Origin of the sequence: Streptomyces sp. NPDC018693 (genome assembly GCF_044391385.1) — a bacterium.
Taxonomy (GTDB): Bacteria; Actinomycetota; Actinomycetes; order Streptomycetales; family Streptomycetaceae; genus Streptomyces.
This window is the reverse complement of the sequence record NZ_JBIRZZ010000030.1, coordinates 1-24464: the sequence shown is the minus strand read 5'-3', so window position 1 is coordinate 24464 and position 24464 is coordinate 1. Positions and strand designations below refer to the sequence as shown.

Annotated in this window: 21 protein-coding genes and 3 pseudogenes; 8 read left to right on the top strand and 16 right to left on the bottom strand. The window is 71.1% G+C overall.

The window, feature by feature from the left end:
• Positions 1-317: 317 nt before the first annotated feature.
• The gene (locus ACH5AC_RS37655; RefSeq protein ID WP_398866876.1) at positions 318-698 is read right to left on the bottom strand and encodes a winged helix-turn-helix transcriptional regulator; all 381 of its coding nucleotides are present in this window, start codon (positions 696-698) and stop codon (positions 318-320) included.
• A 112-nt stretch (positions 699-810) separates the two neighbouring features.
• Between ACH5AC_RS37655 and ACH5AC_RS37650 the strand changes: the two genes are divergently transcribed.
• Positions 811-1218 carry a RidA family protein gene (locus tag ACH5AC_RS37650; protein ID WP_398866875.1) on the top strand — a complete coding sequence of 136 codons (408 nt, stop codon included), beginning with the start codon at positions 811-813 and terminating at the stop codon, positions 1216-1218.
• A 195-nt stretch (positions 1219-1413) separates the two neighbouring features.
• Here the strand turns inward: ACH5AC_RS37650 and ACH5AC_RS37645 are convergent, their stop codons facing one another.
• The 12 genes and pseudogenes from ACH5AC_RS37645 to ACH5AC_RS37590 all read right to left on the bottom strand — a co-directional run bounded on the left by ACH5AC_RS37645 (position 1414) and on the right by ACH5AC_RS37590 (position 15023).
• Positions 1414-1971, bottom strand: coding sequence for a S1 RNA-binding domain-containing protein (locus ACH5AC_RS37645; RefSeq protein ID WP_398866874.1), 558 nt, complete (start codon positions 1969-1971; stop codon positions 1414-1416).
• Positions 1971-2483, bottom strand: a complete 513-nt coding sequence (locus ACH5AC_RS37640) for a DUF1990 domain-containing protein (protein WP_398866873.1) — start codon at positions 2481-2483, stop codon at positions 1971-1973. The genes ACH5AC_RS37645 and ACH5AC_RS37640 overlap by 1 nt, the downstream gene beginning before the upstream one ends.
• A 47-nt stretch (positions 2484-2530) precedes the next feature.
• Positions 2531-2941 carry a hypothetical protein gene (locus tag ACH5AC_RS37635; RefSeq protein WP_398866872.1) on the bottom strand — a complete coding sequence of 137 codons (411 nt, stop codon included), beginning with the start codon at positions 2939-2941 and terminating at the stop codon, positions 2531-2533.
• 168 nt (positions 2942-3109) lie between these two features.
• Positions 3110-3375, bottom strand: a pseudogene (locus tag ACH5AC_RS37630) (M4 family metallopeptidase); the annotation flags it as partial.
• Between the two features lie 200 nt (positions 3376-3575).
• Positions 3576-5627, bottom strand: a complete 2052-nt coding sequence (locus tag ACH5AC_RS37625; protein ID WP_398866871.1) for a M4 family metallopeptidase — start codon at positions 5625-5627, stop codon at positions 3576-3578.
• Positions 5628-5933: 306 nt separating this feature from the next.
• Positions 5934-6829 (bottom strand): annotated as a pseudogene (locus ACH5AC_RS37620) (ABC transporter ATP-binding protein); the annotation flags it as partial.
• 149 nt (positions 6830-6978) lie between these two features.
• On the bottom strand, positions 6979-8844 hold the full coding sequence (locus tag ACH5AC_RS37615) for an ABC transporter ATP-binding protein (RefSeq protein WP_398866870.1): 1866 nt from the start codon (positions 8842-8844) through the stop codon (positions 6979-6981).
• Positions 8841-10649 (bottom strand): ABC transporter ATP-binding protein, encoded by a 1809-nt coding sequence (locus ACH5AC_RS37610; protein ID WP_398866868.1) that lies wholly within the window; start codon positions 10647-10649, stop codon positions 8841-8843. The genes ACH5AC_RS37615 and ACH5AC_RS37610 overlap by 4 nt, the downstream gene beginning before the upstream one ends.
• A 75-nt stretch (positions 10650-10724) precedes the next feature.
• Positions 10725-11228 carry an ATP-binding protein gene (locus ACH5AC_RS37605; protein ID WP_398866867.1) on the bottom strand — a complete coding sequence of 168 codons (504 nt, stop codon included), beginning with the start codon at positions 11226-11228 and terminating at the stop codon, positions 10725-10727.
• A gap of 288 nt (positions 11229-11516) precedes the next feature.
• On the bottom strand, positions 11517-12284 hold the full coding sequence (locus tag ACH5AC_RS37600) for an enoyl-CoA hydratase/isomerase family protein (RefSeq protein WP_398866866.1): 768 nt from the start codon (positions 12282-12284) through the stop codon (positions 11517-11519).
• Between the two features lie 90 nt (positions 12285-12374).
• Positions 12375-13541 (bottom strand): Ig-like domain-containing protein, encoded by a 1167-nt coding sequence (locus ACH5AC_RS37595; protein ID WP_398866884.1) that lies wholly within the window; start codon positions 13539-13541, stop codon positions 12375-12377.
• 252 nt (positions 13542-13793) lie between these two features.
• Positions 13794-15023, bottom strand: coding sequence for an Ig-like domain-containing protein (locus tag ACH5AC_RS37590; RefSeq protein WP_398866865.1), 1230 nt, complete (start codon positions 15021-15023; stop codon positions 13794-13796).
• 141 nt (positions 15024-15164) lie between these two features.
• Here ACH5AC_RS37590 and glgX point away from each other — a divergent pair, with 141 nt between their 5' ends.
• From glgX to ACH5AC_RS37575, 3 genes are all read left to right on the top strand, one after another.
• Complete coding sequence (gene glgX, locus ACH5AC_RS37585; RefSeq protein ID WP_398866864.1) at positions 15165-17756, top strand: glycogen debranching protein GlgX; 2592 nt, start codon at positions 15165-15167, stop codon at positions 17754-17756.
• Positions 17757-17833: 77 nt separating this feature from the next.
• Positions 17834-18589, top strand: coding sequence for a polysaccharide deacetylase family protein (locus ACH5AC_RS37580; protein ID WP_398866863.1), 756 nt, complete (start codon positions 17834-17836; stop codon positions 18587-18589).
• Positions 18589-19776, top strand: a complete 1188-nt coding sequence (locus ACH5AC_RS37575) for a YncE family protein (protein WP_398866862.1) — start codon at positions 18589-18591, stop codon at positions 19774-19776. Before ACH5AC_RS37580 ends, ACH5AC_RS37575 begins: the two co-directional genes overlap by 1 nt.
• Before the next feature lie 156 nt (positions 19777-19932).
• Here ACH5AC_RS37575 and ACH5AC_RS37570 read toward each other — a convergent pair whose 3' ends face one another.
• Positions 19933-20568, bottom strand: coding sequence for a GNAT family N-acetyltransferase (locus ACH5AC_RS37570; protein ID WP_398866861.1), 636 nt, complete (start codon positions 20566-20568; stop codon positions 19933-19935).
• 211 nt (positions 20569-20779) lie between these two features.
• Between ACH5AC_RS37570 and ACH5AC_RS37565 the strand changes: the two genes are divergently transcribed.
• The 4 genes from ACH5AC_RS37565 to ACH5AC_RS37550 all read left to right on the top strand — a co-directional run bounded on the left by ACH5AC_RS37565 (position 20780) and on the right by ACH5AC_RS37550 (position 22574).
• Positions 20780-21037, top strand: coding sequence for a hypothetical protein (locus ACH5AC_RS37565; RefSeq protein ID WP_398866860.1), 258 nt, complete (start codon positions 20780-20782; stop codon positions 21035-21037).
• 53 nt (positions 21038-21090) lie between these two features.
• Positions 21091-21303 carry an EF-hand domain-containing protein gene (locus tag ACH5AC_RS37560; protein ID WP_398866859.1) on the top strand — a complete coding sequence of 71 codons (213 nt, stop codon included), beginning with the start codon at positions 21091-21093 and terminating at the stop codon, positions 21301-21303.
• 75 nt (positions 21304-21378) lie between these two features.
• Positions 21379-21819, top strand: a complete 441-nt coding sequence (locus ACH5AC_RS37555; RefSeq protein ID WP_398866858.1) for a hypothetical protein — start codon at positions 21379-21381, stop codon at positions 21817-21819.
• A gap of 92 nt (positions 21820-21911) precedes the next feature.
• Positions 21912-22574: an NADPH-dependent F420 reductase gene (locus tag ACH5AC_RS37550; protein ID WP_398866857.1), complete on the top strand. Its 663-nt coding sequence runs from the start codon at positions 21912-21914 to the stop codon at positions 22572-22574.
• Positions 22575-22605: 31 nt separating this feature from the next.
• Here ACH5AC_RS37550 and ACH5AC_RS37545 read toward each other — a convergent pair whose 3' ends face one another.
• Both ACH5AC_RS37545 and ACH5AC_RS37540 read right to left on the bottom strand, forming a co-directional pair.
• Positions 22606-23973, bottom strand: coding sequence for an L-serine ammonia-lyase (locus ACH5AC_RS37545; protein ID WP_398866856.1), 1368 nt, complete (start codon positions 23971-23973; stop codon positions 22606-22608).
• A gap of 59 nt (positions 23974-24032) precedes the next feature.
• Positions 24033-24464 (bottom strand): annotated as a pseudogene (locus tag ACH5AC_RS37540) (serine hydroxymethyltransferase); the annotation flags it as partial.

The window sequence follows — 24464 nt, the reverse complement described above, 5'->3', positions numbered from 1 at the left end:
TCGTCAGTGTCGACGGTAGTCGTTACCGGGGGGTTGGTGGGGGAGTGTCCGGTTGGTTGGGGGTAGTGAATTCGACGTCCGGTGGGAGGGTGTGGCCGAGTTGGTGGAGGCGGCGGGCCGCGGCGGTGGGGGTGCGGCGGAGGTGGTCGGCGACGGAGAGGACGTGGGTGAGGCGGAGGCGGACCGGGCAGTCCGGAAGGAGCCAGTCCTCCGGGCCTCCGTTCAGGGTCACCCGGGATCGCCGCTCGCTCCCCACACCCGTCGGACGACACGACACCTCAGGTCGATCAAGGAGTGGTCGGGCCGGGCCAGTTGACTCAGGCGTCGAAGCCGTGGCGGGATGCCTCGATGTGGCCCAGGTACCGGTGGGTCCAGTCGCACAGTCCGTCGATCGTCACTCGCAGGGCCTGGCCAGGCTCGGTGAGCGCGTACTCGACCTTCGGTGGGACGACGGGGTGCACCGTTCGCTCGACGAGGCCGTTGCGTTCGAGCATGCGCAGGTTCTGGGTGAGCATCTTGTGGCTGATGCCCTCGATCTCGTTCCGCAGCTCGCCGAAGCGCAGGGTCTGCTCGCCCAGGGCCTCGATGATCAGCAGCGCCCACTTGTTGGCGACGTCCGAGAAGATCTCCCGCGCCAGGGAGTCCGCGCGCCTCAGGTCCGCGTCGTCGGGCGAGCCCGTGAACTGCTTGGTCACCATGAGGTGCTCCAGTCACCGAAAAGTGCGTACTTCCACGTCAGCGGCCACTCTCCTACGGTTTCCGAGTAACCACAAGAGACCACGGGGCTCCCGTGAGAAGGAGGCAGGCAGCATGGCCGTCACACTGATCAACCCCAGCGGATTGCCCGAGATCGATGTCTACCGGCAGGTGTCGATCGCGACGGGGACGAGGCTCGTCTTCGTCGCCGGGCAGGTCGCCTGGGACGCGAAGGGGGTCACGGTGGGCGAAGGCGACCTCGCCGCCCAGGTCGAGCAGTGCTACCTCAACATCGCCACCGCCCTGGCCGAGGCCGGCGGCTCCTTCGACGACGTAGCGAAACTGACCGTCCACGTCGTCGACTGGACCCCCGACAAAATGCCCCAGCTCCTGGAGGGGATCAGCCGGGCCTCCACGGCTCTGGGGGTCACCCCGGTGCCGCCGGCCACGCTGCTGGGCGTCGCGGCACTGGACGTACCCGAGCACCTGGTGGAGATCGAGGCCACCGCAGTCCTCGACTGAGCGGCCTCCGTGCCTTCGGAGCGGGTTGAGCCGGGCCTTGAACAGGCAGAACTCATTGACCTCGGGAGGCGTTCGAGCTCGGCGTCCTAACCGACACGGCCACTTCCGGGGGTCCGCGCCCCGTGCGAGAGGAGCGAATGTTCCACCCGAAGGGCGTGAAGAGCGAGGTGGAGCGGGCGATGAGTCGTCTGTGGTCTAGGACGCTTGTCGTCGGGAGAGGGTCAGTGTGCGTCGTACTCGGTCGATCTCGGTGACGACGACCGTGACCTCGTCGCCGACTCGGACGACGTCCGACGGGGCTCCCACCGGTGTCCGGGCGAGCTCTCGCAGGTGGACCAGGCCCTCGATTCCGTCGGCGACCTGGACGAAGGCGCCGAACGGGATCAGCTTGGTGACCCGTCCGTGCAGCTTCTGCCCCACCGCACTGCCGTCGGCGAATGCCTGGAAGGGGTCCGGCCGAGTCGCGCGCAAGGACAATCTGGCCTCCAGGTTCCATGTGTCGAACTGGAGAAACTCGCACGAGACGCGCTGCCCGACCTGTACGACCTCGGAGGCGGTTTCGAAGCGGCCCCAGGACAGCTCGGCGAGGGAGATGAACCCGACGCCCGGGAAGACCGGGTGGTCGGGACCATCAGCCAACGCGACGAACACGCCGAACCGTTCGATCGCCGCGACGGTGCCGGAAAGGAGCTCGCCACGCCGCAGTGCTTCCAGGAACGCCCAGAGTTGCGGGTTGTGCAGGCGGTCAAGCACTAGACGGCGTCCTGAGGGTCGGTGCACAGTCGGCGCAGTACCGACCCGCAGCGGCGGGCGTAGGCGTGTTGTAGGCCGCGGGTCGCCGGGCCGCCCGCCTTCGCGTACCACTTGGCGGCTCGGCTGAAGGCGGAGACCGTCAGCCAGACCGTGCCGTCGCCGGTGCGGTCGACGAGGAACGCCTCCTCGCCGCACTCGGGGTGGCCGGTGAGGGTGCCGTAGGCCCAGCCCGCGCGGCGGGGTTGCTCCACGGTCCAGACGATGCGGCAGGGGGCCTTGATGACGCCGGCGAGGGTGACGGTGACGTCGACGCCCTCGGCGGCGCGGTCCGCCGTCGCGTCGATGCCGACGCCCAGCGCGCGGTGCAGTTCCCAGGTGAGGACCGCCTCGGCCGCTCTGCGGAAGACGTCCTCGCCCTCGCCGATGCGCGCGCGCACGTGGAGGGGGTGGAAGCCCGGAGGGCAGAAGCCCGGTTGCCGGGTCGCGCCGACGTCGTCGTACGTGAAGGACATGGGGCCCTAGCGTACGGCGACGTCGGGGGGCGCGGCCGACCGGTCCTTCAGACGGCGTCGAGGGCCTCGGTGATCTTCCGGATCATCTCGGCCAGGGCGGGGCTGGGCTGCTCGCTCCGGTGGGTCCTGGTGGCGCTTTCGAGGGCGACGACGACGGTGCCGCGGAAGTTGTCGGCCTCTGCGGGATCCTGCTTCCTCAGCAGGCCCATGGCCGCCGTCAGGGCGGGAAGTACGGTGTCGGCGAGTTCGGCCACGGACTTGCCGTTCAGGCCCCTGATCTTCGCCTTCTCGGCGAGGACGTGCCCGACCGGGCCGGTCGCGGAGCCCAGGGCGATGCTGCCCTCGGTGGCGATCCTGTGGGGCGAGTCGGCGGCGCCGGCGGCGGCCGCGAGCGCGACGGCGCCGTACGCGGCGGTGCGCAGGGTGAGCTTGTCCTGGTCGGTGAGGGTGATGGACATGGTGTGTGCTCCTCGGTCGTCCGGTGCGAACCCCGGAGTGGGGCGCGCGTCGTTTTCCTTGTGCACAGAGCCTGCGCCCGTCCGGTTTCACGGCGGCCTCATCGCGCTTTCAGCGGGCGAATGGGCGGTGGGATTCATTGAAAGCCAGTGCGTTCGAGTATCAGGCCGTCAGCCGACGTTGACCGCCGACCAGGCCGCCGCCACCGCGTTGTACTCGGTGCTGCCGGAGCCGTACAGGTCGCGTGCCGCGTTCAGGGTCGCCGTACGGGCGCCCGAGTAGCGGGTCGTGGACGTCATGAGCCGTTGGACGTCGGGGAGTTGTAGGAGACACCGACGTCCAGGCTGCCCAGCGAGGACGACCAGTCGTCCGCCGACGAACCGTCCCGGCTCGGCCGGTCCATGTAGCGCAGCGGGGTGCCGTTGCCGCGGATGTCGGAGGTGGCCTCGTTCAGGGTAGAAGTCCCAGGTGACCTGGGCGCCGTAGTGTGCGCCGACGGCGGCGGGTCTGGGTGTTGGACGGCGCGCCGGTGCCCTTGCGGGAATGTGAACGGGCGCCGCACCGGCGGGAGTTGACCCCACCGGGACGGCGCCCTGTTCGGTGCCCGTCGCTACGGGACCGGCCTGCGAGAGCGGCCTACGGGAACGTCAGCTTCCAGCTGTTGATGTGGCCGGTGTCGATCGCCGCGTTGTCCTGGACCCTCAACTGCCAGGTGCCGTTGGCGACTTCCGAGGAGGCGTTCACCGTGTAGGTGGTGTTGATGTTGTCCGAGCTGCCACCGGTGCCGTACGCCTTCAGCGTGTACACCGTGCCGCCGGGAGCCACCAGCTGCACCCGGAGATCCCCGATGTACGTGTGGACGATGTCCACCCCGACCTGGAGGTTGGACGGCGCGTTGCCGGTGCGGCCGGTGACGGTGATCGAGGACGTCACGGCCGCGCCGTTGTCCGGAATCGATACGTCGGTCGTGTTCTCGAACGTCGTACCACCGCCGCCGCCCCCGCCGTCCGAGCGGGAGCCGACCGCGACGCCCGCCCACGCGTCCTGCACGGCCTTGTACTCGGCGGATGTCGTGCCGTACAGCTCACCGGCCGCCGCGAGGGTGCCGGTGCGGGCGCCCGCGTAGTTGGTGGTGGAGGTGAACTTCGTGGTCAGCGCGCGGAACCAGATCTTCTCCGCCTTGTCGCGGCCGATGCCGGTGACCGGAAGGCCGTCCGCGGTCGGCGAGTCGTAGCTGACGCCGTTGACGGTCTTGGCGCCGCTGCCCTCGGACAGGAGGTAGAAGAAGTGGTTCGCGGGGCCGGAGGAGTAGTGCACGTCGATCGACCCGATGCCGGAGTACCAGCTGTCCTTGGAGTTGCCGTCCCTGCTCGGCCGGTCCATGTACCGCAGCGGGCTGCCGTCACCGCGGATGTTGATCTTCTCGCCGATGAGGTAGTCGCCGGGGTCGGAGGCGTTGTTGGCGTAGAACTCGACCGTGGCGCCGAAGATGTCGGAGGTCGCCTCGTTCAGACCGCCGGACTCGCCGGAGTAGTTGAGGCCCGCGGTGTTGGAGGTGAGACCGTGGGTCATCTCGTGCGCGGCCACGTCGATCGAGGTCAGCGGGTTGGCGTTCCCCGAGCCGTCGCCGTACGTCATGCAGAAGCAGCTGTCGGACCAGAACGCGTTGACGTAGTTGTTGCCGTAGTGGACGCGGGAGTACGCGCCGACGCCGTCACCGCGGATGCCGTTGCGGCCGTGCACGTTCTTGTAGTAGTCCCAGGTCAGCGCGGCCCCGTAGTGGGCGTCGGCGGCCGCGGACTCCAGGTTGGACGGGCTGCCGTTGCCCCAGACGTCGTCGGAGCCGGAGAAGAGCGTGCCGGTGCCGGAGGTGCCCCGGTTCAGGTTGTACGTACGGTGGTTGCCGCGCGCCCCGTCGGTGAGGTTGTACGTCGAGCCCGACTGGGTGGTGGTGAGGGAGACCGTGCCCGAGTACACCGTGTTGCCCGTGCCGGTCTGCACCGCCTCCCACTCGTACAGCTGCTCGCCGGTGGTGGCGTCGGTGATGACGTGCAGTTCCTGCGGGGTGCCGTCGTGCTGGACACCGCCGACGACCGTCTCCCACGCCACGGTCGGGGTGCCGCTCGCGGCCCAGATCACCTTGCGCGGCGCCCGGTTGACGCCGGGGTTCTCGGCGTCCTCGGCCTTCGCGGCGGCCAGCGCCTGCTGCTCGGCCTTCGCGGTGGGTACGGCGGTCGCGGTGGTCGTCGGCCTGATGGCGGCGCGGGTCGCCTTGACGACGCCCTCGGTCGCACCGGCCGTGTCGGTCGCCACGACCAGGTCGCCGCCGAGGACGGGCAGACCGGCGTAGGTGCGCTCGTAGCGGGTGTGGACCGTGCCGTCGGTGTCCTTGACGACGTCCCGGACGACCAGCTTCTCCTGTGCGCCCAGACCCAGTTCCCGGGCCGTCCGGGCCCGGTCGGCGTTCGCCTGGCCGATCAGCTCGGCGCGCTGCGCGGGGGAGAGCCGTATGGACTCGGTGCCCGGGACCGCCTTGCCCGCCGCCTGCGGTGCCTTCTCCGGGGCGGCGGTCGCGGCGCCGGACTGCACGGCGGCGGCGACGAGCGCGGCCACGCCCACCAGGGCGACGGCCGCGGTCTTGCGGTACGGAACGTGGGAGGTGCGTCTGCGAGAGGGACTGCTTCTCAACACTGACTCCTTCTGCGGGCCGCGGATCGCGCGGCCGGGGAGACCGGGCGGCGGGTGGGCCGACCGGGCAGAACAAGGTGGTGCGCAGTGCTTGCAGAGCGGCGGGTCCGGGTGTGGGAAAGGTGGGGTTGCTGTGGACCGGCCGTGGGAAGCGTGGCAGGAGATCATGGCTTCTGTCAGGAGCGCGTCAGAAAGTTGGCCGGAAAAGGTCCGTTGACCGGGGGGTCACATCCGATATACGGACACTTTGCGGGTTGTTCACCGGGGGCCGGGGTGTGGCCGTGGGCTGGGCCTGTGGCGGTGGTGTCAGTCCCCGTGCCAGGTCCTCCACAGCGCCGCGTACGCCCCGCCCGCCGCCACCAGCTCCTCGTGCGTGCCGAGTTCCGTCAGCCGCCCGTCCTCCATCACGGCCACCCGGTCCGCGTCGTGCGCGGTGTGCAGCCGGTGTGCGATCGCGATGACCGTACGGCCCTCCAGCACGGCGGCCAGGGCACGCTCGGTGTGCCGGGCGGTCGTCGGATCCAGCAGGGCCGTCGCCTCGTCGAGGATCAGCGTGTGCGGGTCGGCCAACACGACGTGGGCGAGGGCGAGTTGCTGCGCCTGTGAGCCGTCCGTACGACAACCTCCGTGCCCGAGCCGGGTGTCCAGCCCTTCGGACAGCTCCCGGACCCACCCCGCCGCGCCGACCGCCGTCAGCGCGGCCCACAACTCCTCGTCGTACGCGGCCGGTTCGGCGATCCGCAGATTGTCCCGGACCGTGCCGAGGAACACCGCGACCGGCACGCCGCCCACGGTCACCGTGCCCGCGGTCGGCGCGTCCACGCCCGCCAGCAGGCGGCTCAGCGTGGTCTTGCCCGCGCCCGACGGGCCCACGATCGCCAGCCGCTCACCGGGCCGCACGGTCAGGTCGACGCCGCGCAGCACCTCGCCGCCGGGCTCGTAGGCGTACCGCACGCCGGTCACCTCGATCCGGTCGTCCGCCGGCGCGGGCGCCGCCTCCCGGGCCTCGTGCCGGGGGGCGCACCCGCCAGCCCCTCCACGCGGGCGAACGAGGCGCCGCTGGACTGCAGTTGCTCCACCCGGACCAGGATCTGGTCGAGGGGCTCGGTGAACTGGCGCAGATACAGGGCCGCCACCACCGTGCCCAGACTCGTCGCCCCGCGCGCGTGCAGCGCGCCGCCGGCCAGCAGCACACCGGCCAGTGCCCGCCCCGGCTGGCACCGCACCAGCCACCACAGATAGCGGGCCCCCGCCCCGGCGGTAGGGCGTGCCGGGATCCTCGTACGCGTCGATCATCGACAACCCCCGTCGCCACACCCGTCGCAACCGCCGTCGCCGCTCGCCGTTCGCGTCACGCCAGACTGTCCCGCCACGCCCGGTGCAGATCGGCGAACCGGCCCGTGCCGGCGATGAGTTCGGCCGGACTGCCGTCCTCGACGATCCGGCCGTGCTCCATCACCAGCACCCGGTCGGCGATCTCCACGGTCGACAGCCGGTGCGCGATGACGACGGCCGTACGGCCGTGCAGGACCGTCGCCATGGCCCGCTGCACGGCCCGCTCGCCCGGCACGTCCAGGGAACTGGTCGCCTCGTCGAGGATCAGCACCGCCGGATCGGCGAGCAACGCCCGTGCGAACGCGACGAGCTGGCGCTGACCGGCCGAGATACGGCCACCCCGTTTCCGCACGTCCGTGTCGTAGCCCTCGGGCAGCGTGCTGATGAACTCGTGCGCCCCGATCGCCTTCGCCGCCCGCTCGATCTCCTCCTGGGTGGCGTCCGGCCGCCCGATGGCGATGTTCTCGGCGACCGTGCCGGAGAACAGGAACGCCTCCTGCGTCACCATCACCACCCCGCGCCGCAGCTCAGGCACGGGCAGTTCGCGCAGGTCGACGCCGTCGAGCAGGACGCGCCCTTCGGTCGGGTCGTAGAAGCGGGCGAGCAGCTTGGCCAGCGTGGACTTGCCCGCGCCGGTCGTGCCGACCACCGCGACCGTCTGCCCGGCCGGCAGGGTCAGGTCGAAGCGAGGCAGCACCTCGCCGCCGGTGCGGTAGCCGAAGGCGACCGAGTCGAAGACGACCTCACGGCCGGGGAACTCGCCCTTCAGCGGCGGCAGTTCCCTCGGCGCCGACGGCTCCGGCACGGACGGCGTCTGCGCCAGCAGCCCCGCGATCTTCTCCAGCGAGGCGGCCGCCGACTGGTAGGAGTTGAGGAACATCGCCAGCCGGTCGATGGGGTCGTACAGCCGCCGCAGATACAGCACCGCCGCGGCCAGCACCCCCAGCTCCAGCGAGTCGTCCGCCACCCGGTGGGCGCCCCACAGCACGATCAGCGCGACGGCCGTGTTGGCGACCACCCGGGAGCTGACCACATAGCGGGCCATCTCCAGCAGCGCGTCCCCGTTCCGCCGCTCGTGCCGCCGGTTCAGCTCGGCGAACTCGGCGTCGTTGACGGCCTCCCGGCGGAAGGCGCGCACCGGGCGGATGCCGTTCATCGTCTCCACGAACTTCACGATCACCGCCGCGATCGCCGTGGACCGCGCCCGGTACACCTCCCCGGCCCGCCGCCGGTACCTCCGTACGAGCAGATGGAGCGGTACGAACGACGCCACCGCCACCCCGCCGAGCCCCAGGTCGAGCCAGAGCAGCATCGCGGAGATGTACACGAAGGACAGCGCGACGCCGACCAGCTCCTGCAAGCCCTCGTTCAGCAGCTCCCGCAGCGACTCCACATCCGTCGTCGAGCGGGAGATCAGCCGGCCGGACGTGTAGCGCTCGTGGAAGTCGACGCTCAGCGCCTGCGCGTGCCGGAAGATACGGCCGCGCAGGTCGAGCAGCACGTCCTGGTTGACGCGGGCGGACGCGATGATGAACGCGTACTGCAGCGCCCCCGAGGCGAGCGAGCACAGCAGATAGCCGACGCCGACCGCGACCAGCGGCCCCAGGTCGTCATGGTCGCGGAACGCCGGTACGGCCCGGTCGATGGCGTACGCCACCAGCAGCGGGCCCGCCTGTACCGCCGCCTGCTGGAGCAGCAGCAGAAGCGTGGTCACCGCGACCCGGGCCTTCATCGGGGCGAGCAGGGAGCGCAGCAGTGCGGCGGTGGCGCCCGGCGGGGTGGGCAGGACGTCCCGGTCGAAGGGGTCGCCGGTGTCCTTTGCGTCGGGGCGCCGGTCCTCGTCGTCCGGCGTGGCGGGGGCGGGGGTGGTGGGGGCGGTCATCGGAGGTGGGCCTCCTGGTTCCCGGACGGGTTCCCGGACATCAGATGGGCGTACTCGGCGTTGCCGCGCAGCAGTTCCTGGTGCGTGCCCACGGCGGCGATCCGGCCACGGGAGAGCAGGGCGACCCGGTCGGCGAGCAGCACGGTGGACGGGCGGTGCGCCACGATCAGCGCGGTGGTGTCGGCGAGGACCTGGCGCAGCGCGGCCTCCACGGCGGCCTCGGTGTGCACGTCGAGCGCGGACAGCGGGTCGTCCAGCACGAGGAACCGCGGTCTTCCTACGACCGCCCGTGCGAGCGCCAGCCGCTGCCGCTGCCCGCCGGACAGGCTGAGCCCCTGCTCACCGACCTGTGTGTCCACCCCTTGCGGCAGCCCCGCCACGAAGTCGGCCTGCGCGACCCCGAGCGCCCGCTCCAGCTCGGCCCTTCCCGCCTTGCCTCCGGCCCCCATGAGTACGTTCTCCCCGACACTCGCGGAGAACAACGTCGGCTCCTCGAAGGCGACGGACACCAGCGAACGCAACTCCTCCCGCGCCATCCCCGCGATATCCACCCCGTCCAACGTGATCCGCCCCGCCGTCACCTCATGCAACCTCGGCACCAGCGCCGTCAACGTGGTCTTCCCACTCCCGGTGGCCCCGACGAGCGCCATCGACTCCCCGGGCCGGACGTGGAGATCGACCCGCTCAAGCACGGGAGGCGAGGCGGGCGAGGCATCGGGGTACCGGAAGGAAACGCCTTCGAATCTCAGCCCACCTTCGGCAGCGGCACCCCGTAGCGCCGGGCTGTGCACCCCACCCCCCGGCACGGCCTCCTCCGGCTCCGCGTCCATCACCTCGAAGTACCGCTCAGTAGCCGTGGCCGCCTCCTGACTCATCGCCAGCAGGAACCCGATCGACTCCACAGGCCACCGCAACGCCAGCGCGGTCGACAGGAACGCCACCAACGTCCCCGCCGACAACACTCCGTCCGCCACCTGCACCACCCCCACCACCAGCGCCGCCCCGATCGCCACCTCGGGCAGCGTCACGATGACCCCCCAGATCACCGCCAGCAGCCGCGCCTTGCGCAACTCCGTCCCCCGCAGCGTCCCCGACAGCTCCCGGAACGCCCGTGCCTGGCTCCGGTGCCGCCCGAACCCCTTGATGATCCGGATCCCGAGCACGCTCTCCTCGACCACGGTGGTCAGATCACCCACCTGGTCCTGCGCGCGCCGCGCGACCTGCGCGTACCGCTTCTCGAAGACCAGACAGGTCACCATCACCGGCACGGCCGGCCCGAGGATGACCAGCCCGAGCGTCCAGTCCTGGAGCAGCATGATGACCACGCCGACCAGGATCGTCACCCCGTTGACCAGCAGAAACGTCAGCGGAAAGGCGAGGAACATACGCAGTAGCATCAGATCGGTGGTCCCCCGGGACAGCAGCTGCCCGGACGCCCACCGATCGTGGAAGGCGACCGGCAGGCGCTGCAGATGCCGGTACAGATCCGCCCGCATCTCCGCCTCGACATGGGACAGCGGCCGCGCCACCAGCCACCGCCGCAGCCCGAACAGCAGCGCCTCGCCGAGCCCGAGCAGCAGCAGAAACAGCGCGCCGAGCCACACCCCGCCCGGATCCCGGTCGGCGACCGGCCCGTCGACCATCCACTTCAGGACGAGCGGGATCACCAACCCCATGCAGGAGGCGACTATGGCGACGAACGCGGCCGTGAACAGCCGTGCCCTCACCGGCCGCACATAGGGCCACAGCCGCAGCAACGTCCGAACGGCGGACCGGTCCTCGCTGGTTGCACTGGTCGCAGACATCAGTGCCGAGCCTACGGACCGCCGCGGACACGGCCCACCGAGTTTCTGGTCCTACGACCCGTGTGCCACGGCCGGTCAGCGGTCCGCGACCCGCATCTCGAACCAGGTCGTCTTGCCCCGGGGCAGCAGGTCCACGCCCCACCGGTCGGAGAGTCTGTCGACGAGGAAGAGGCCGCGGCCGCTGATGTCCAGTTCCTGGACGGGAAGGAGGCAGGGCAGCCCCCGGGAGGGGTCGCGGACCTCGACGCGGATACGGCCTCTGGGGCGGCGCAAACGGAGCCCGAAGACACGGGCGCCGGTGTGGCGTACGGCGTTGCCGACGAGTTCGGACACGAGTAGGACCGCGTCCTCGGTGAGCTTGGGCGAGAGCCCCCAGTGGCGCAGCACCACCACCTGGGTGAGCCGGCGTGCCGTGGCCGCCGACTCCGGGCGGGAGGGGAGCGGAACCTCCGCCTCCGTCGGATCTCCGAACAACTCGATCGCCTTGAGCGCCCGTTCGTCCTCGATCGCGGGCGACCAGCGCGCCGCGTCCACACGCCCGTGCCCCCGCGGCTGTTCGATACCCTCCAGCCCCGCCATGCCCCCATCATGGCCGCCCGGGAGCCGCTCCGTGGCCGTTCCGTGGGAATACGCCCCCCGAAAGCGACCGTTTCACATCATGCGTCCGGCATGTGCCAACGGTACGGCGGGGGCCGAAACACCGCCCTTGACCTGCGGTGACGACTCGTCCGAGGGCAATCGACAGGCTCCCTCGACAAGGCGGACTTAAGGTCGCCTTAAGGTTCCCATAAACCGCCCCATCGAGGGACCCGGATCAGACACTCCGTCAACTGCAAGCAGTTCGGAAAACTTTCAACGAGATGAGTGTCACAGGAACTTGGCCTTGCCCGGCCCTTCCTCCACGAAGCTCCGCATGCCCCGCTCCCGGTCCTCCGTGGCGAACAGCCCGGCGAACCAGTTCCGCTCGACCGCGAGGCCCGTGTCGATGTCGGTCTCCAGGCCCGTGTCGATCGCCTCCTTCGCCGCGCGCAGGGCGAGTGCCGGACCCTGCGCCAGCTTCGCCGCCCACGCGTGCGCCTGGGCGTACACCTCGTCGGCCGGTACCACACGGTCCACCAGACCCAGCGCAAGCGCCTCGTCCGCCGTCACCATCCGGCCCGTGAAGATCAGGTCCTTCGCCCTGGACGGGCCGATGAGCCGGGACAGCCGCTGGGTGCCGCCCGCGCCCGGGATCAGCCCGAGCAGGATCTCCGGCTGGCCCAGCTTGGCGTTCTCGCCGGCGATCCGGTAGTCCGCGCACAGCGCCAGCTCGCAGCCGCCGCCGAGCGCGTACCCGGTCACCGCGGCCACCACCGGCTTGGGGATGCGGGCCACCGCGGTGAAGGAGTCCTGCAGGGCGCGGGAGCGCAGGACCATCGCCGTGTGGTCCATGGCCTGCATCTCCTTGATGTCCGCGCCAGCCGCGAACACCTTCTCCCCGCCGTACAGGACCACCGCGCGCACGTCCTCGCGGCGCGCGGCCTCCTCGGCGAGTTCCTTCAGCCGGTCCTGCGTGGCGATGTCCAGCGCGTTCATGGGCGGGCGGTCGAGCCGGATCGTGCCGACACCCTCGGCGACTTCGAGATTCAGGGTCATGCCAGCAGGTTAACGGCCACTAACGACAACGGGCCCGGTGCCGTGGGTCACAGCACCGGGCCCGCCGTCAGGGACGACTTCCGCGGACGACTACTTCGTCCACTCCTCCCACGACATGTTCCAGCCGTTGAGCCCGTTGGACGGGCTCACCATCGGGTCGGTGGAGTTCTTCACGACCACCACGTCACCGACCATCGAGTGGTTGTAGAACCACGCGGCCGGCACCCCGCTGTCGTAGCCGCCGCGCACATCGCGCAGGCCGATGCAGCCGTGGCTGGCGTTGTAGTTGCCGAAGGCGTCGCCGCCCCAGTAGTTGCCGTGCACGAAGGTGCCGGACTGGGTCAGCCGCATGGCGTGCGGGACGTCCTTGATGTCGTACTCGCCGTCGTAGCCGACCGTGTCGCCGTTCATGCGGGTCACCACGAACTTCTCGCTGATGACCATCTGGCCGTTCCAGGTGGCGTAACCGGGCTTGCCGGTGGTCACCGGCAGGGTCTTGACGACCTTGCCCTCCTGCATGACCTGCATGGTCAGCTTCTTGGCGTCCACGACCGAGACCTGGTTGCGGCCGATGGTGAAGGACACGGTCTTGGACTGCTTGCCGTACACCCCGTCACGGCCCTCGACGCCGTCCAGGTTCAGCTTGACCGTCACCTTGGTGCCGGCCTTCCAGTACTCCTCGGGCCGGAAGTCGAGCCGGTCGTTGCCGAACCAGTGGCCCTGCACGTCCACGGCCGGCTCGGTCTTGATCTCGATGGCCTTCTCGACCGCCTCCGGGTTGGTGATGCCCCGGCTGAAGTTGATCGAGAACGGCATGCCGACGCCGACCGTGGAACCGTCCTCGGGCTTGAAGGTGCCGATGAACGTGTTGGCGGGCGTCAGCGTCGTGAACGACGCGTCCTCGGCCGCCTGCCGCCCCGCGGAGTCCTTCGCGACCGCGTGCACCTGGTACTTGGTGGCCGCGGCCAGATGCGTCGTCGGCGTCCAGTCGCTGCCGTCGGCGCTGATCGTGCCGTCGATCTTCGTGCCCTTGTCGTCCTTGACGACGACCTCGGTGAGCTTGCCCTTCGCGGCGGTGACCTTCAGCGCGCCGCTGGTGTCGACCGCCGTGGCGCCGTTCTCCGGCGCGATGGTGACCACGGCCTCGGACTGGCCGCTGACCGGCTGCGCGGAGGCCGCGCCCTTGCCGTCCTGCGCCTTGGACCCGGAGTCCGAGCCGCCACCCCCGCCGGCGCAGGCGGTCACCGCGAACAGCATCCCGCCGACGGCCAGCGCCAGCCGGCCCCGCCGTCCCACGCGACGCGCGTCAACCGACGCCCCCGATATCGGTCCCACAAGCACTTTCTGTCTCCCCTCGCCGGGCCCTGACCGGCCCGCACCCCTGCGCGTCTCCCGCGCGCACTGGCGCATATTAACCACAAGGTCAGGGGCCCCGGCGCGGTGGGACTGTCACCGTTCCGTCCCAACTCGGAGCAGGTCAGGCCCGACTCGGACCACCGGCCGAGGCGGTCACCTCTCCGCGCCGCCCGCCACCCACTCCTGCCACGACATGTTCCAGCCACCGAGCCCGTTGTCGGGCGCCACCCTCTTGTCCTTGCTGTGCACGACCTCGACGACGTCCCCGACGAGACTGCGGTCGAAGAACCAGCCCGCCGGGGTGTCCGAGGCACCGCCCTTCACATCCCGCAACCCCACGCAGCCATGGCTGACGTTGGCACTGCCGAAGGTGTCGTGCGACGCCCAGTAGTTGCCGTGCAGGAAGGTCCCCGAGTCGGTCAGCCGCATGGCGTGCGGCACGTCCGGGATGTCGTACTCGCCGCCGAAACCGACCGTGCGGCTGTTCATGCGGGTGACCTCCAGCATCTCGGTCACCACCATCTTCCCGTTGTACGTCGTGGTCTTCGGGGCGCCAGCGGTGATCGGCACGGTGGCCAGCAGATGGCCGTCGCGCCGCACCTCCATGGTGTGCCGGGCCGCGTCCACCACCGACACCTGGTGGCGCCCGACGGTGAACGAGAACGTCTTCCACTGCAGCCCGTACACCCCCGGCGCCCCCTCGACGTCCCGCAGGCGCAGATCGACGGTGACCCGGGTGCCGGGCTTCCAGTAGTCCCTGGGCCGGAAGTCGAGCCGGTCCTTGCCGAACCAGTGCGGCCGGACCTCCACGGCCGGCTTCGCGGTCACCCGTACGGCCTTCTCGACGGCGGCCCGGTTCTCGATCTCCCGGTTGAACTCCAGCGAGACGATCATCCCGGTGCCGACCGTGGCCCGGTTCTCCGGGCTGACGTAGCCGACGAACCGCTCCTCGGGGACGTACGTCGTGAACGTGGTGTGCCGGGCCGAGCGATGCCCGTCGTCGTCGACGGCGACCGCGTCCACCGAGTAACGGGCCGCCAGCGCCAGTCGGTCGTCGCGGGGCCGCCAGGTCAGCCCGTCGGCTGAGATGGTGCCGGGCACCTCGGTCTCCTGCGCGTCCTGCGAGCGCCTCACCCGCACCGACTCCAGCCGCCCGTCCGGCACCCGCACCCGCAGCCGCTGCCCGGCGCCCACCTCCTTGGCGCCGTCCTCCGGGGTGACCTGGATGACGTCCTCGGCCGCCCGGTGTTTGCCTAGCATCCCGTCCAGCCCGCCGGGACCGTCCCCGGAGCAGCCGGCCAGCCCGGCCGTCAGTCCTGCCCATGCCAGTACGGCGGCCAGTGCGGCCCCCGCGCGCCGCGCGCGCCCGTGTACGTATTTCACGCGGTGACCAACGACGGGTGTGCTCCGGGGAAACGTGAGTGCGACCCGCGCGATGGGCAGAACAGGGGGAGGACGACGCGACGCTGGAGCGGCGGCCGGGACGCCCGCGCCGTGCCACGAGCCGACCAAAGGGGCTGACAGGTGTCCAGTGCAGCCGAGCAGGAGGCAACGGCGGCCCAACCCGCCACGCCGGCCGACCACGCCATGGCCGACCACGGCACGACGACCGACAGCATCACGCCCACCAACCCCACGACCCCGGCCACCCCGACCGACAGTGCCGTTCCGGCCGACGGGCCCGCGGTGGCCGACAGCGCCGTGTCCGCCGGGCGCACCACCTCGGCCGCTGGCGCCACGTCTGCCGACGGTGACACGCCCGCCGATCCCGCCGACCCGGCGATTCCGGTGGACGGGCCCGCGGTGGTCGGCAGTGCGGTGTCCGCCGGGTGTACGACCTCGGTCGCTGCTGCCACGTCGGCCGGCCGTGCCGCGCCGGCCGATGACGTCGTACCCGCCGGTCCCGACCGGTCGGCCGAGGCCGGTCCGACCCTGAACGGTGCCGCCCGCAAGGCGCCCACCGTGCCCGGTGTGCCGGTGCGGCCCGGGGCGCCCACGCCGCTCGGTGCGCGCTTCCGGGTGGGGCCGGACGGTGTGGCCGGGACCAACTTCGCGCTGTGGGCGGGCGGCGCGGAGGCCGTGGAGCTGTGCCTCTTCGACGAGGAGGGCCGCGAGACCCGGGCTCCGCTCACCGAACTCACCCACGAGATCTGGCACGGCTTCGTGCCCGGCGTGATGCCCGGCCAGCGCTACGGCTACCGGGTGCACGGCCGCTGGGACCCCTGGACCGGGGGCCGCTGGAACCCGGCGAAGCTGCTCCTCGACCCGTACGCCCGTGCCGTCGACGGCGAGTTCGGCCTGCCTCCGGAGGTGTACGGCCATGTCCGCGACTGGCCCCAGCAGCACATCGCGGACACCGTGCGCGACGAGCGGGACTCCGCGCCGTACGTCCCGAAGGGCGTCGTCGTCCACGATGACGACGACTGGTCCGACGACCGCCGCCCCAAGACCCCCTGGGCGGACTCGGTCATCTACGAGCTGCACGTCCGCGGCTTCACCGCGCTGCACCCCGGCATCCCGGAGCACCTGCGCGGCACCTACGCCGGCCTCGCCCACCCGGCGGCCATAGCGCACCTGACGAAACTCGGCGTCACGGCCGTCGAACTGCTCCCCGTCCACCAGTTCGCCCACGAGGACCACCTGCTCCGCCGCGGCCTGCGCAACCACTGGGGCTACAACTCCATCGGCTACTTCGCCCCGCACGCCGCCTACGCCGCCTCCGGTACGACCGGACAGCAGGTCGGCGAGTTCAAGCGGATGGTGCGCGCGCTGCACGCGGCCGGTATCGAGGTCATCCTCGACGTGGTCTACAACCACACGGCGGAGGCGGGCGAGTTCGGCCCGACGCTGTCCCTCAAGGGCATCGACAACCGCGGGTACTACCGCCTCCAGGCGGACGCCCGCAGGTACGCCGACTACACCGGCTGCGGCAACACCCTGCACGTCGTCCAGCCCCAGGTGCTGCGCCTCATCACCGACTCCCTGCGCTACTGGGTCACCGAGATGGGCGTCGACGGCTTCCGCTTCGACCTCGCGGCCGCGCTGGCCCGCTCCATGCACGACGTCGACATGCTCTCCCCGTTCCTCGCCGTCATCGCCCAGGACCCCGTCCTCAGGCGGGTGAAGCTGATCGCCGAGCCCTGGGACGTCGGCTCCGGCGGCTACCAGGTCGGCGCCTTCCCACCCCTGTGGACGGAGTGGAACGACCGCTACCGCAACGCCGTACGCGACTTCTGGCGCCACGCCCTGCCCGACGTACGGGAGATGGGCTACCGCCTGTCCGGCTCCAGCGACCTCTACGCCTGGGGCGGCCGCCGCCCGTACGCCTCCGTCAACTTCGTCACCGCGCACGACGGTTTCACCCTGCGCGACCTGGTGTCGTACGAGCGCAAGCACAACGAGGCCAACGGCGAGGGCAACCGGGACGGCACCGACGACAACCGCTCCTGGAACTGCGGCGCGGAGGGCGAGACCGACGACGCCCGGATCCGCGCCCTGCGCCGACGCCAGATCCGCAACCTGCTGACGACCCTTCTGCTGTCGACCGGCGTCCCGATGCTGGTCGCGGGCGACGAGATGGGACGCACCCAGCGGGGCAACAACAACGCCTACTGCCAGGACAACGAGATCGGCTGGATCGACTGGGGCCTGCTGGAGGAGCCCGGCTGGCGGGCTCTGTTCGACCTCACCTCCCGCCTGATCGCCCTGCGCCACCGCCACCCCGTGCTGCGCCGCCGCGCCTTCTTCTCCGGCCGCGCGCACTCCGCGGACGGCCTGCGCGACCTCGCCTGGTTCACCGCACGCGGCACCGAGATGACCGAACACGACTGGTACGCCCCCGCCGCCACCCTCGGCATGTACCTCTCCGGCCGCGACATCCCCGGCCGCGACGAGCGCGGCGCCCCGATCCGCGACGACAGCTTCCTCGCGGTCCTGCACGCGGGGGAGCGCCCGGTGGAGTTCGTGCTGCCGGGACCGCCGTGGGCGGAGACGTACGAGGTGCTGGTCGACACATCGAGGGAGGCCCAGGCCGACCCACCGGGCGTGCACCACGGCGCGGGCACGGCCCTCACGATCCCGCCGAGGGCGGTACTGCTGTTCCGGGTCGTGGACTGACCCCCAGGGGGCGGTGGGCGACGCCGCGCCGACTCCGATCGGGTGAATGGCCGATTTTCAGTCGCTTTGCCCCTTAAATGGTGCGGGTGACCCCCACCCCCCGCCGCGCCGCACTTCGCATCGGGGCCGGCCTCGTCGCCGTAGGCGCCTGCACCCCCGCCGAAGCCCCCCGCGCCCCCGCACGCGCACCCGCCCGCGCCCCGGCGGCCCCCTCCCCCCGACGCTTCCCCGGTCACCCCACCCAGATCGACCACGGCCCCCGCGACCACCCCCAGGTCGCCCTCACCTTCCACGGCGACGGCGACCCGGACACCGCCCGAGCCGTCCTCACCGAGGCCGAACGGCACGGCGCCCGGCTCACCGTCCTCGCCGTGGGGACCTGGCTCGACGCCCACCCCGGCCTGGCCCGCCGCATCCTCGACGGCGGTCACGACCTCGGCAACCACACCCACCGCCACCTCGACATCAACGCGATGACCGAGACCGAGGCCCGCGCCGAGATCACCGCCTGCGCCGAGCGGCTGAGGCGGCTCACCGGATCCATCGGCACCTGGTTCCGCCCCTCACGCGCCGCCCGCGCCTCCCCCCTCGTCGAGCGCCTCGCCCGAGCCGCGGGCTACCCGCACGTCCTCTCCTACGACGTCGACTCCCTCGACTTCACCGCGCCCGGCGCGCCCGCCGTCACCCGCAAGGTCCTCGCCGACGTCCGCAACGGATCCGTGGTGAGCCTGCACTTCGGGTGTACGGACACGGTCGCCGCGCTCCCCGCCGTACTGGAAGAACTCGACCGCCGCGGACTGCGCGCGGTGACCACCACGGAGCTGCTGACCTGATGCACGCCACCCTCCTCCCCCGGACCCTGACCGCCTCGGCCGTGCTCACCGCGCTCGCCGCCCTCGCGGGCTGCGGCACCGAGACCCGGGACCAGGCGGCCGAGAAAGCGACCAAGGCCGCCGTCCCCGCCCCCGCCGCCAAGAAGCAGACCGTCGACGGCCTGCCCGGCATGCCGCCCGTCCTCGACCCGAAGGACGTGTACGCCGCCGACCGTCCCAACCAGCTTTCCCCGGTGGTCAAGGACTTCCCCTCCCGGGTCTACGTCCCCAACACCGAGTCCGACACCGTCTCCGTGATCGACCCGAAGACGTACAAGATCATCGAGACGATCCCGGTCGGCCGCCAGCCCCAGCACGTCGTGCCGTCCTGGGACCTGAAGACGCTCTGGGTCAACAACAACCGCGGCCACACCCTCACCCCCATCGACCCCAAGACGGGCAAGGCGGGCAAGGAGGTCGAGGTGCACGACCCCTACAACCTCTACTTCACGCCCAACGGCAAGTACGCCGTCGTCATGGCCTCCCTCGACCGCGAACTCGTCTTCCGCGACCCGCACACCATGAAGCGGATCAAGACGGAACCGGTCACCTGTTACGGCGTCAACCACGCCGACTTCTCCCTCGACGGCCGCTACTTCATCGTCTCCTGCGAGTTCAGCGGCGAGTTGCTCAAGGTCGACACGGAGAAGATGAAGGTCGTCGGCCAGCAGAAGCTCCCCTTCGACGGAGCGATGCCGCAGGACGTGAAGATCTCCCCGGACGGCAAGAAGTTCTACATCGCCGACATGATGGCCGACGGCATGTGGGTCCTGGACGGCGACACGTTCGCCGAGCCGAAGCTGCTGCCCACCGGCAAGGGCTGCCACGGCCTCTACGTCAGCCGCGACTCCCGGGAGATGTACGTCTCCAACCGCGGCGAGGGCACCGTCTCGGTCTTCGACTTCACCGAGAACAAGCTGACCAAGAAGTGGCGCCTGCCCGACGGCGGCAGCCCCGACATGGGCGGCGTCTCGGCCGACGGCAACGTCCTGTGGCTGTCCGGGCGCTACGACGCCGAGGTGTACGCCATCGACACCCGCACCGGCAAGCAGCTCGCCCGCATCCCCGTCGGCAGCGGCCCGCACGGCCTGGCCGTCTACCCGCAGCCGGGCCGCTACTCGCTCGGCCACACCGGCATCTTCCGCTGACCGCAGACCAGTCGACCCGCCACCGCACGGGTGCTGATCCACGGCGCGCCGCCGCAGGGCCGGAAGGGTGATCCGCATGATCACAACTCGCCTGCGGCGGCGCGTCGAACCCCGCGAGATCACGAGGTGGCACCGACCGCCCGGCTCGGTGAGCCTTCAGCGCGTGCGGAGCAGTGCCTCCGCGCCCACCGGGCGGTAACCGGCCGCCTGGAAGGCGCGCAGGCTGCGGGCGTTCCCCGGCGCGACCTGCGCCCACAGCGGCTCGCCGGCCAGATGCCGGGCGGCGGTCACCAGCGCCCGCCCCAGCCCCCGATGCCGCACGTCCTCCTCGACCTCGACCGACACCTCCAGCCGCCCCGCGACCCCGCGCCCCATCACCAGCACCCCGCCCGCCTCGGCCGTCCAGGCGCGCACGTCGTCGCGCCGCTCGCGGGCGTAGGCGATGCGCGGATGGCCCGGGTCCGTGATCTCCGTCAGCGCCGGCACCGGCTCACCCGGCAGCGGCGAGGCGACCAGCACCGCGTCGACGCACTCGGTGACCCGGCCCGTGCGCTCCAGGAAGGCGGCCAGGAACCGGGGGTTCATGCTCGCTGCGAGCGCGTCGCAGTCGGCCGCGGCCAGGGTGTCGTACACCCACTGCGGATCCTCGTCCGTGAAGACGACGGAATGCGCGGTGAAGGAGATGACCCCCGCGTCGCGCGCCGACATCTGCGGCACGACGGTCGTCCCGCCGTCCGGCGGCGGGAAGACGCCGTTCGCCGCCGCGTCCAGAATGTCGCGCAAGGTCTCCATCACGGGCTCCTTGAATCACCTTGAGTCACCTTGAGTCTCCCCCCACTGGAACCCCCACGGCGGCGCTGGACGCGCAGATCCGGCCGCTGAAGGTGACCCGGGCGGTGCTGTCGAGTGTGGCGAAGCGCGGTTCCACGGCGGCGGATCATGGGTCGATCTCGCGGAGGACCCGACGCCCGAGCAGGTCGACGCCTGGCTGGAGTTGGCCGAGATGCTCCAGGACCCCGACTTCCGGGCGCAGATGCGGCGGGCCGTCGAGTTCAACGCGGCCGACCGGAACCCGGGCGCTGCGCGCGGCCAGTTCGTGTGGTTCACCAAGCGGCTCGTGGAGTCGGTGGCCCCGGCGCGGGAGCGCGGCATCGCGCGCTCGACTCCTCGCCGTCGTGAACCGGCAGCCCGCGCCCCCGCACGCGGAGGACTTCGCCTGGGTGGTCACCGCACTGCGCGGTCGTACGGCCCGTTAATCTGACCTGCGGCAATCATGCCTGCACATGACAGTTACGGGATGTAAGGGGCGGATCGGTGGCGGACATCGAAGAAGCGCGCAAGCAGTTCGACCGGATCGACACGGACGGCGACGGGTTCATCACCGCGGCCGAGTTCAAGACCGCCCTGGCGCAGGGAGGCGACTGGAACGTCACCGAGGAGGTCGCCGAGGCCATCATCAAGACCCGTGACCTCAACGGTGACAAGGTGCTCTCCTTCGACGAGTTCTGGTCGTACCTGAACAAGTGACGCGCACGCGAGGGGGCGTCCGGCCGAAGTGAAAACGCCTGGCCGGGCGCCCCTTTGCGCGGTCAGAATCAAGCCATGGGATGTGACATCCACGGCAAGGTGGAGTGCCGGACCGGCGACGGATCGTGGGAGTACGACGAGGACGAGTGGGCCTGCGCCATCGACCTGGAGCTGCTCCACCTCGGCCGCAGCTACGACGCCTTCGGCTGCCTGTTCGGCGTGCGCAACGGCTGGGACTTCGCCCCCCTGGCCGCCGGCCGGGGCCTGCCGGAGGACGCCTCCACCCCGACCCGCAGGGCCTTCGACGACCCGGACTGGCACAGCCCGTCCTGGATCAGCTGGGCCGAACTGAAACGCGCCGACTGGGACACGCGCGGGTCCGGCGAGGGCGCGCCCACCCGGCGCGAGGCGGCTCTGGAACACGCGAACTGGACCCCGGTGTGGTCGGTGATGCGCACGCTGGCCGGGCTGTACGGGGGTGACAACGTCCGGCTCGTGGTGTGGTTCGACAATTAGGAGAGAGGGCGTGCCCGCGGAGGAATAAGCCCCGCACCCCTACCGTTGACGCACTCAGTTGCATGTGCATGCATTTAATCGGAGGGCGTGACATGAAGATCGGCATCATCGGCGCGGGAAACATCGGCGGCAACCTCACCCGGCGGCTCACCGCCCTCGGCCACGACGTCTCGGTCGCCAACTCGCGCGGCCCGCACACGCTCACGGAGCTGGCCGAGGAGACGGGCGCGACCCCCGTCACCGTCCAGGAGGCGGCACGCGGCGCCGAGATCGTCGTCGTCACGATCCCCCTGAAGGCGATCGCGGACCTGCCCAAGGGCCTGTTCGACGAGGCGGCGGACGACGTGGCCGTCATCGACACCAACAACTACTACCCGAAGCAGCGCGACGGCCGGATCCCCGAGATCGAGGACGAGGGCCTCACGGAGAGCCGCTGGACCGAACGCCGGCTCGGCCACCCCGTCATCAAGGCGTTCAACGGCACCTACGCCCAGGACCTCCTCGACCGCCACCGCCCCGCGGGCGCCCCCGACCGCATGGCCCTCCCCGTCGCCGGCGCCGACGAACCGGCCAAGGCCAAGGTCCGCGCCCTCATCGACGAACTCGGCTACGACACCGTCGACGCCGGCGCCCTCGACGACTCCTGGCGCCAGCAGCCCGGCACCCCGGTGTACGGCCTGCGCGCGGGCGCCGCCGAGGTCACGAAGGCCCTGGCGGAGGCGTCCCCGGAGCGGCAGCTGGACTTCCGGGCGTAACCCCGGCCGGCGCCGCTACCCGCGAGGCGCGTCAGCACTCGATGATGTTCACCGCCAGTCCGCCCCGCGCCGTCTCCTTGTACTTCACGGACATGTCGGCGCCGGTGTCCTTCATGGTCTTGATGACCTTGTCGAGGGAGACCTTGTGGGAGCCGTCGCCGCGCATGGCCATGCGGGCGGCGGTGACGGCCTTGACGGCGGCCATGCCGTTGCGTTCGATGCAGGGGATCTGGACGAGGCCGCCGACGGGGTCGCAGGTGAGGCCGAGGTTGTGCTCCATGCCGATCTCGGCGGCGTTCTCGACCTGTTCGGGGGAGCCGCCGAGGACCTCGGCGAGCGCGCCGGCGGCCATGGAGCAGGCGGAGCCGACCTCGCCCTGGCAGCCGACCTCGGCGCCGGAGATGGAGGCGTTCTCCTTGAAGAGCATGCCGATGGCGCCGGCGGCGAGCAGGAAGCGGACCACGCCGTCCTCGTCGGCGCCCGGGATGAAGTTGATGTAGTAGTGCAGGACGGCCGGGATGATGCCGGCGGCGCCGTTGGTGGGGGCGGTGACCACGCGGCCGCCGGCCGCGTTCTCCTCGTTCACCGCCATCGCGTAGAGAGTGATCCACTCCATCGCCAGCGCCAGCGGGTCGCCCTCGGAGCGCAGTTTGCGGGCGGTGGTCGCGGCCCGCCGCCTCACCTTCAGGCCGCCCGGCAGGATGCCCTCGCGGGACATGCCGCGTGCGACGCAGGACTCCATCACCCGCCAGATGTCCAGCAGACCGGAGCGGATCTCCTCCTCCGTCCGCCAGGCGCGCTCGTTCTCCAGCATGAGGGAGGAGATGGACAGGCCGGTTTCCCGGGTCAGGCGCAGGAGCTCGTCGCCGGTGCGGAAGGGGTACTTCAGGACCGTGTCGTCCAGCTTGATGCGGTCCGCGCCGACCGCGTCCTCGTCGACGACGAACCCGCCGCCCACCGAGTAGTACGTCTTCGACAGCAGCTCGGCCCCGGCGGCGTCGTACGCCCGGAGCGTCATGCCGTTCGCGTGGTAGGGGAGTGCCTTACGGCGGTGCAGGACCATGTCGTCGTCGAAGGAGAACGGGATCTCTCGCTCGCCGAGGAGGCGGATGCGGCCCTGCGACCTGATCGACTCCACCCGCTCGTCCGCCGTCTCCACGTCCACCGTGCGCGGCGAGTCGCCCTCCAGGCCCAGCAGCACCGCCTTCGGCGTGCCGTGACCGTGGCCGGTCGCGCCCAGGGAGCCGTACAGCTCGGACCGTACGGACGCGACGGAGGGCAGCAGGCCCTCGTTGCGCAGGCGGCGGACGAACATGCGGGCCGCGCGCATCGGGCCCACTGTGTGGGAGCTGGACGGGCCGATGCCGATCGAGAACAGGTCGAAGACCGAGATGGCCACGGGAACTCCTTCAAAAAGGGTGGGGGCACACGTCGTCGGGTGCCCCCACCGGGGAACTGCTACTTGTTCAGGCCGGGGTAGAGCGGGTGCTTGTCGGCCAGGGCCTTGACCCGGGGCTTGAGGGCCTCCGCGTCGTAGGACGGCTTGAGTGTTTCGGCGATGACGTCGGCGACCTCGGCGAAGTCCTCGGCCGTGAAGCCGCGGGTGGCCAGGGCGGGGGTGCCGATGCGCAGGCCGGAGGTGACCATCGGGGGGCGGGGGTCGTTGGGGACGGCGTTGCGGTTGACCGTGATGCCGACCTCGTGGAGGCGGTCCTCGGCCTGCTGCCCGTCCAGGTCGCTGTCGCGCAGGTCGACCAGGATGAGATGGACGTCCGTGCCGCCGGAGAGCACGTTGACGCCGGCCTCGCGGGCGTCCGGCGCGGTGAGCCGGTCGGCGAGGATGCGCGCGCCCTCGACCGTGCGGTGCTGGCGCTCCTTGAACTCCGGTGA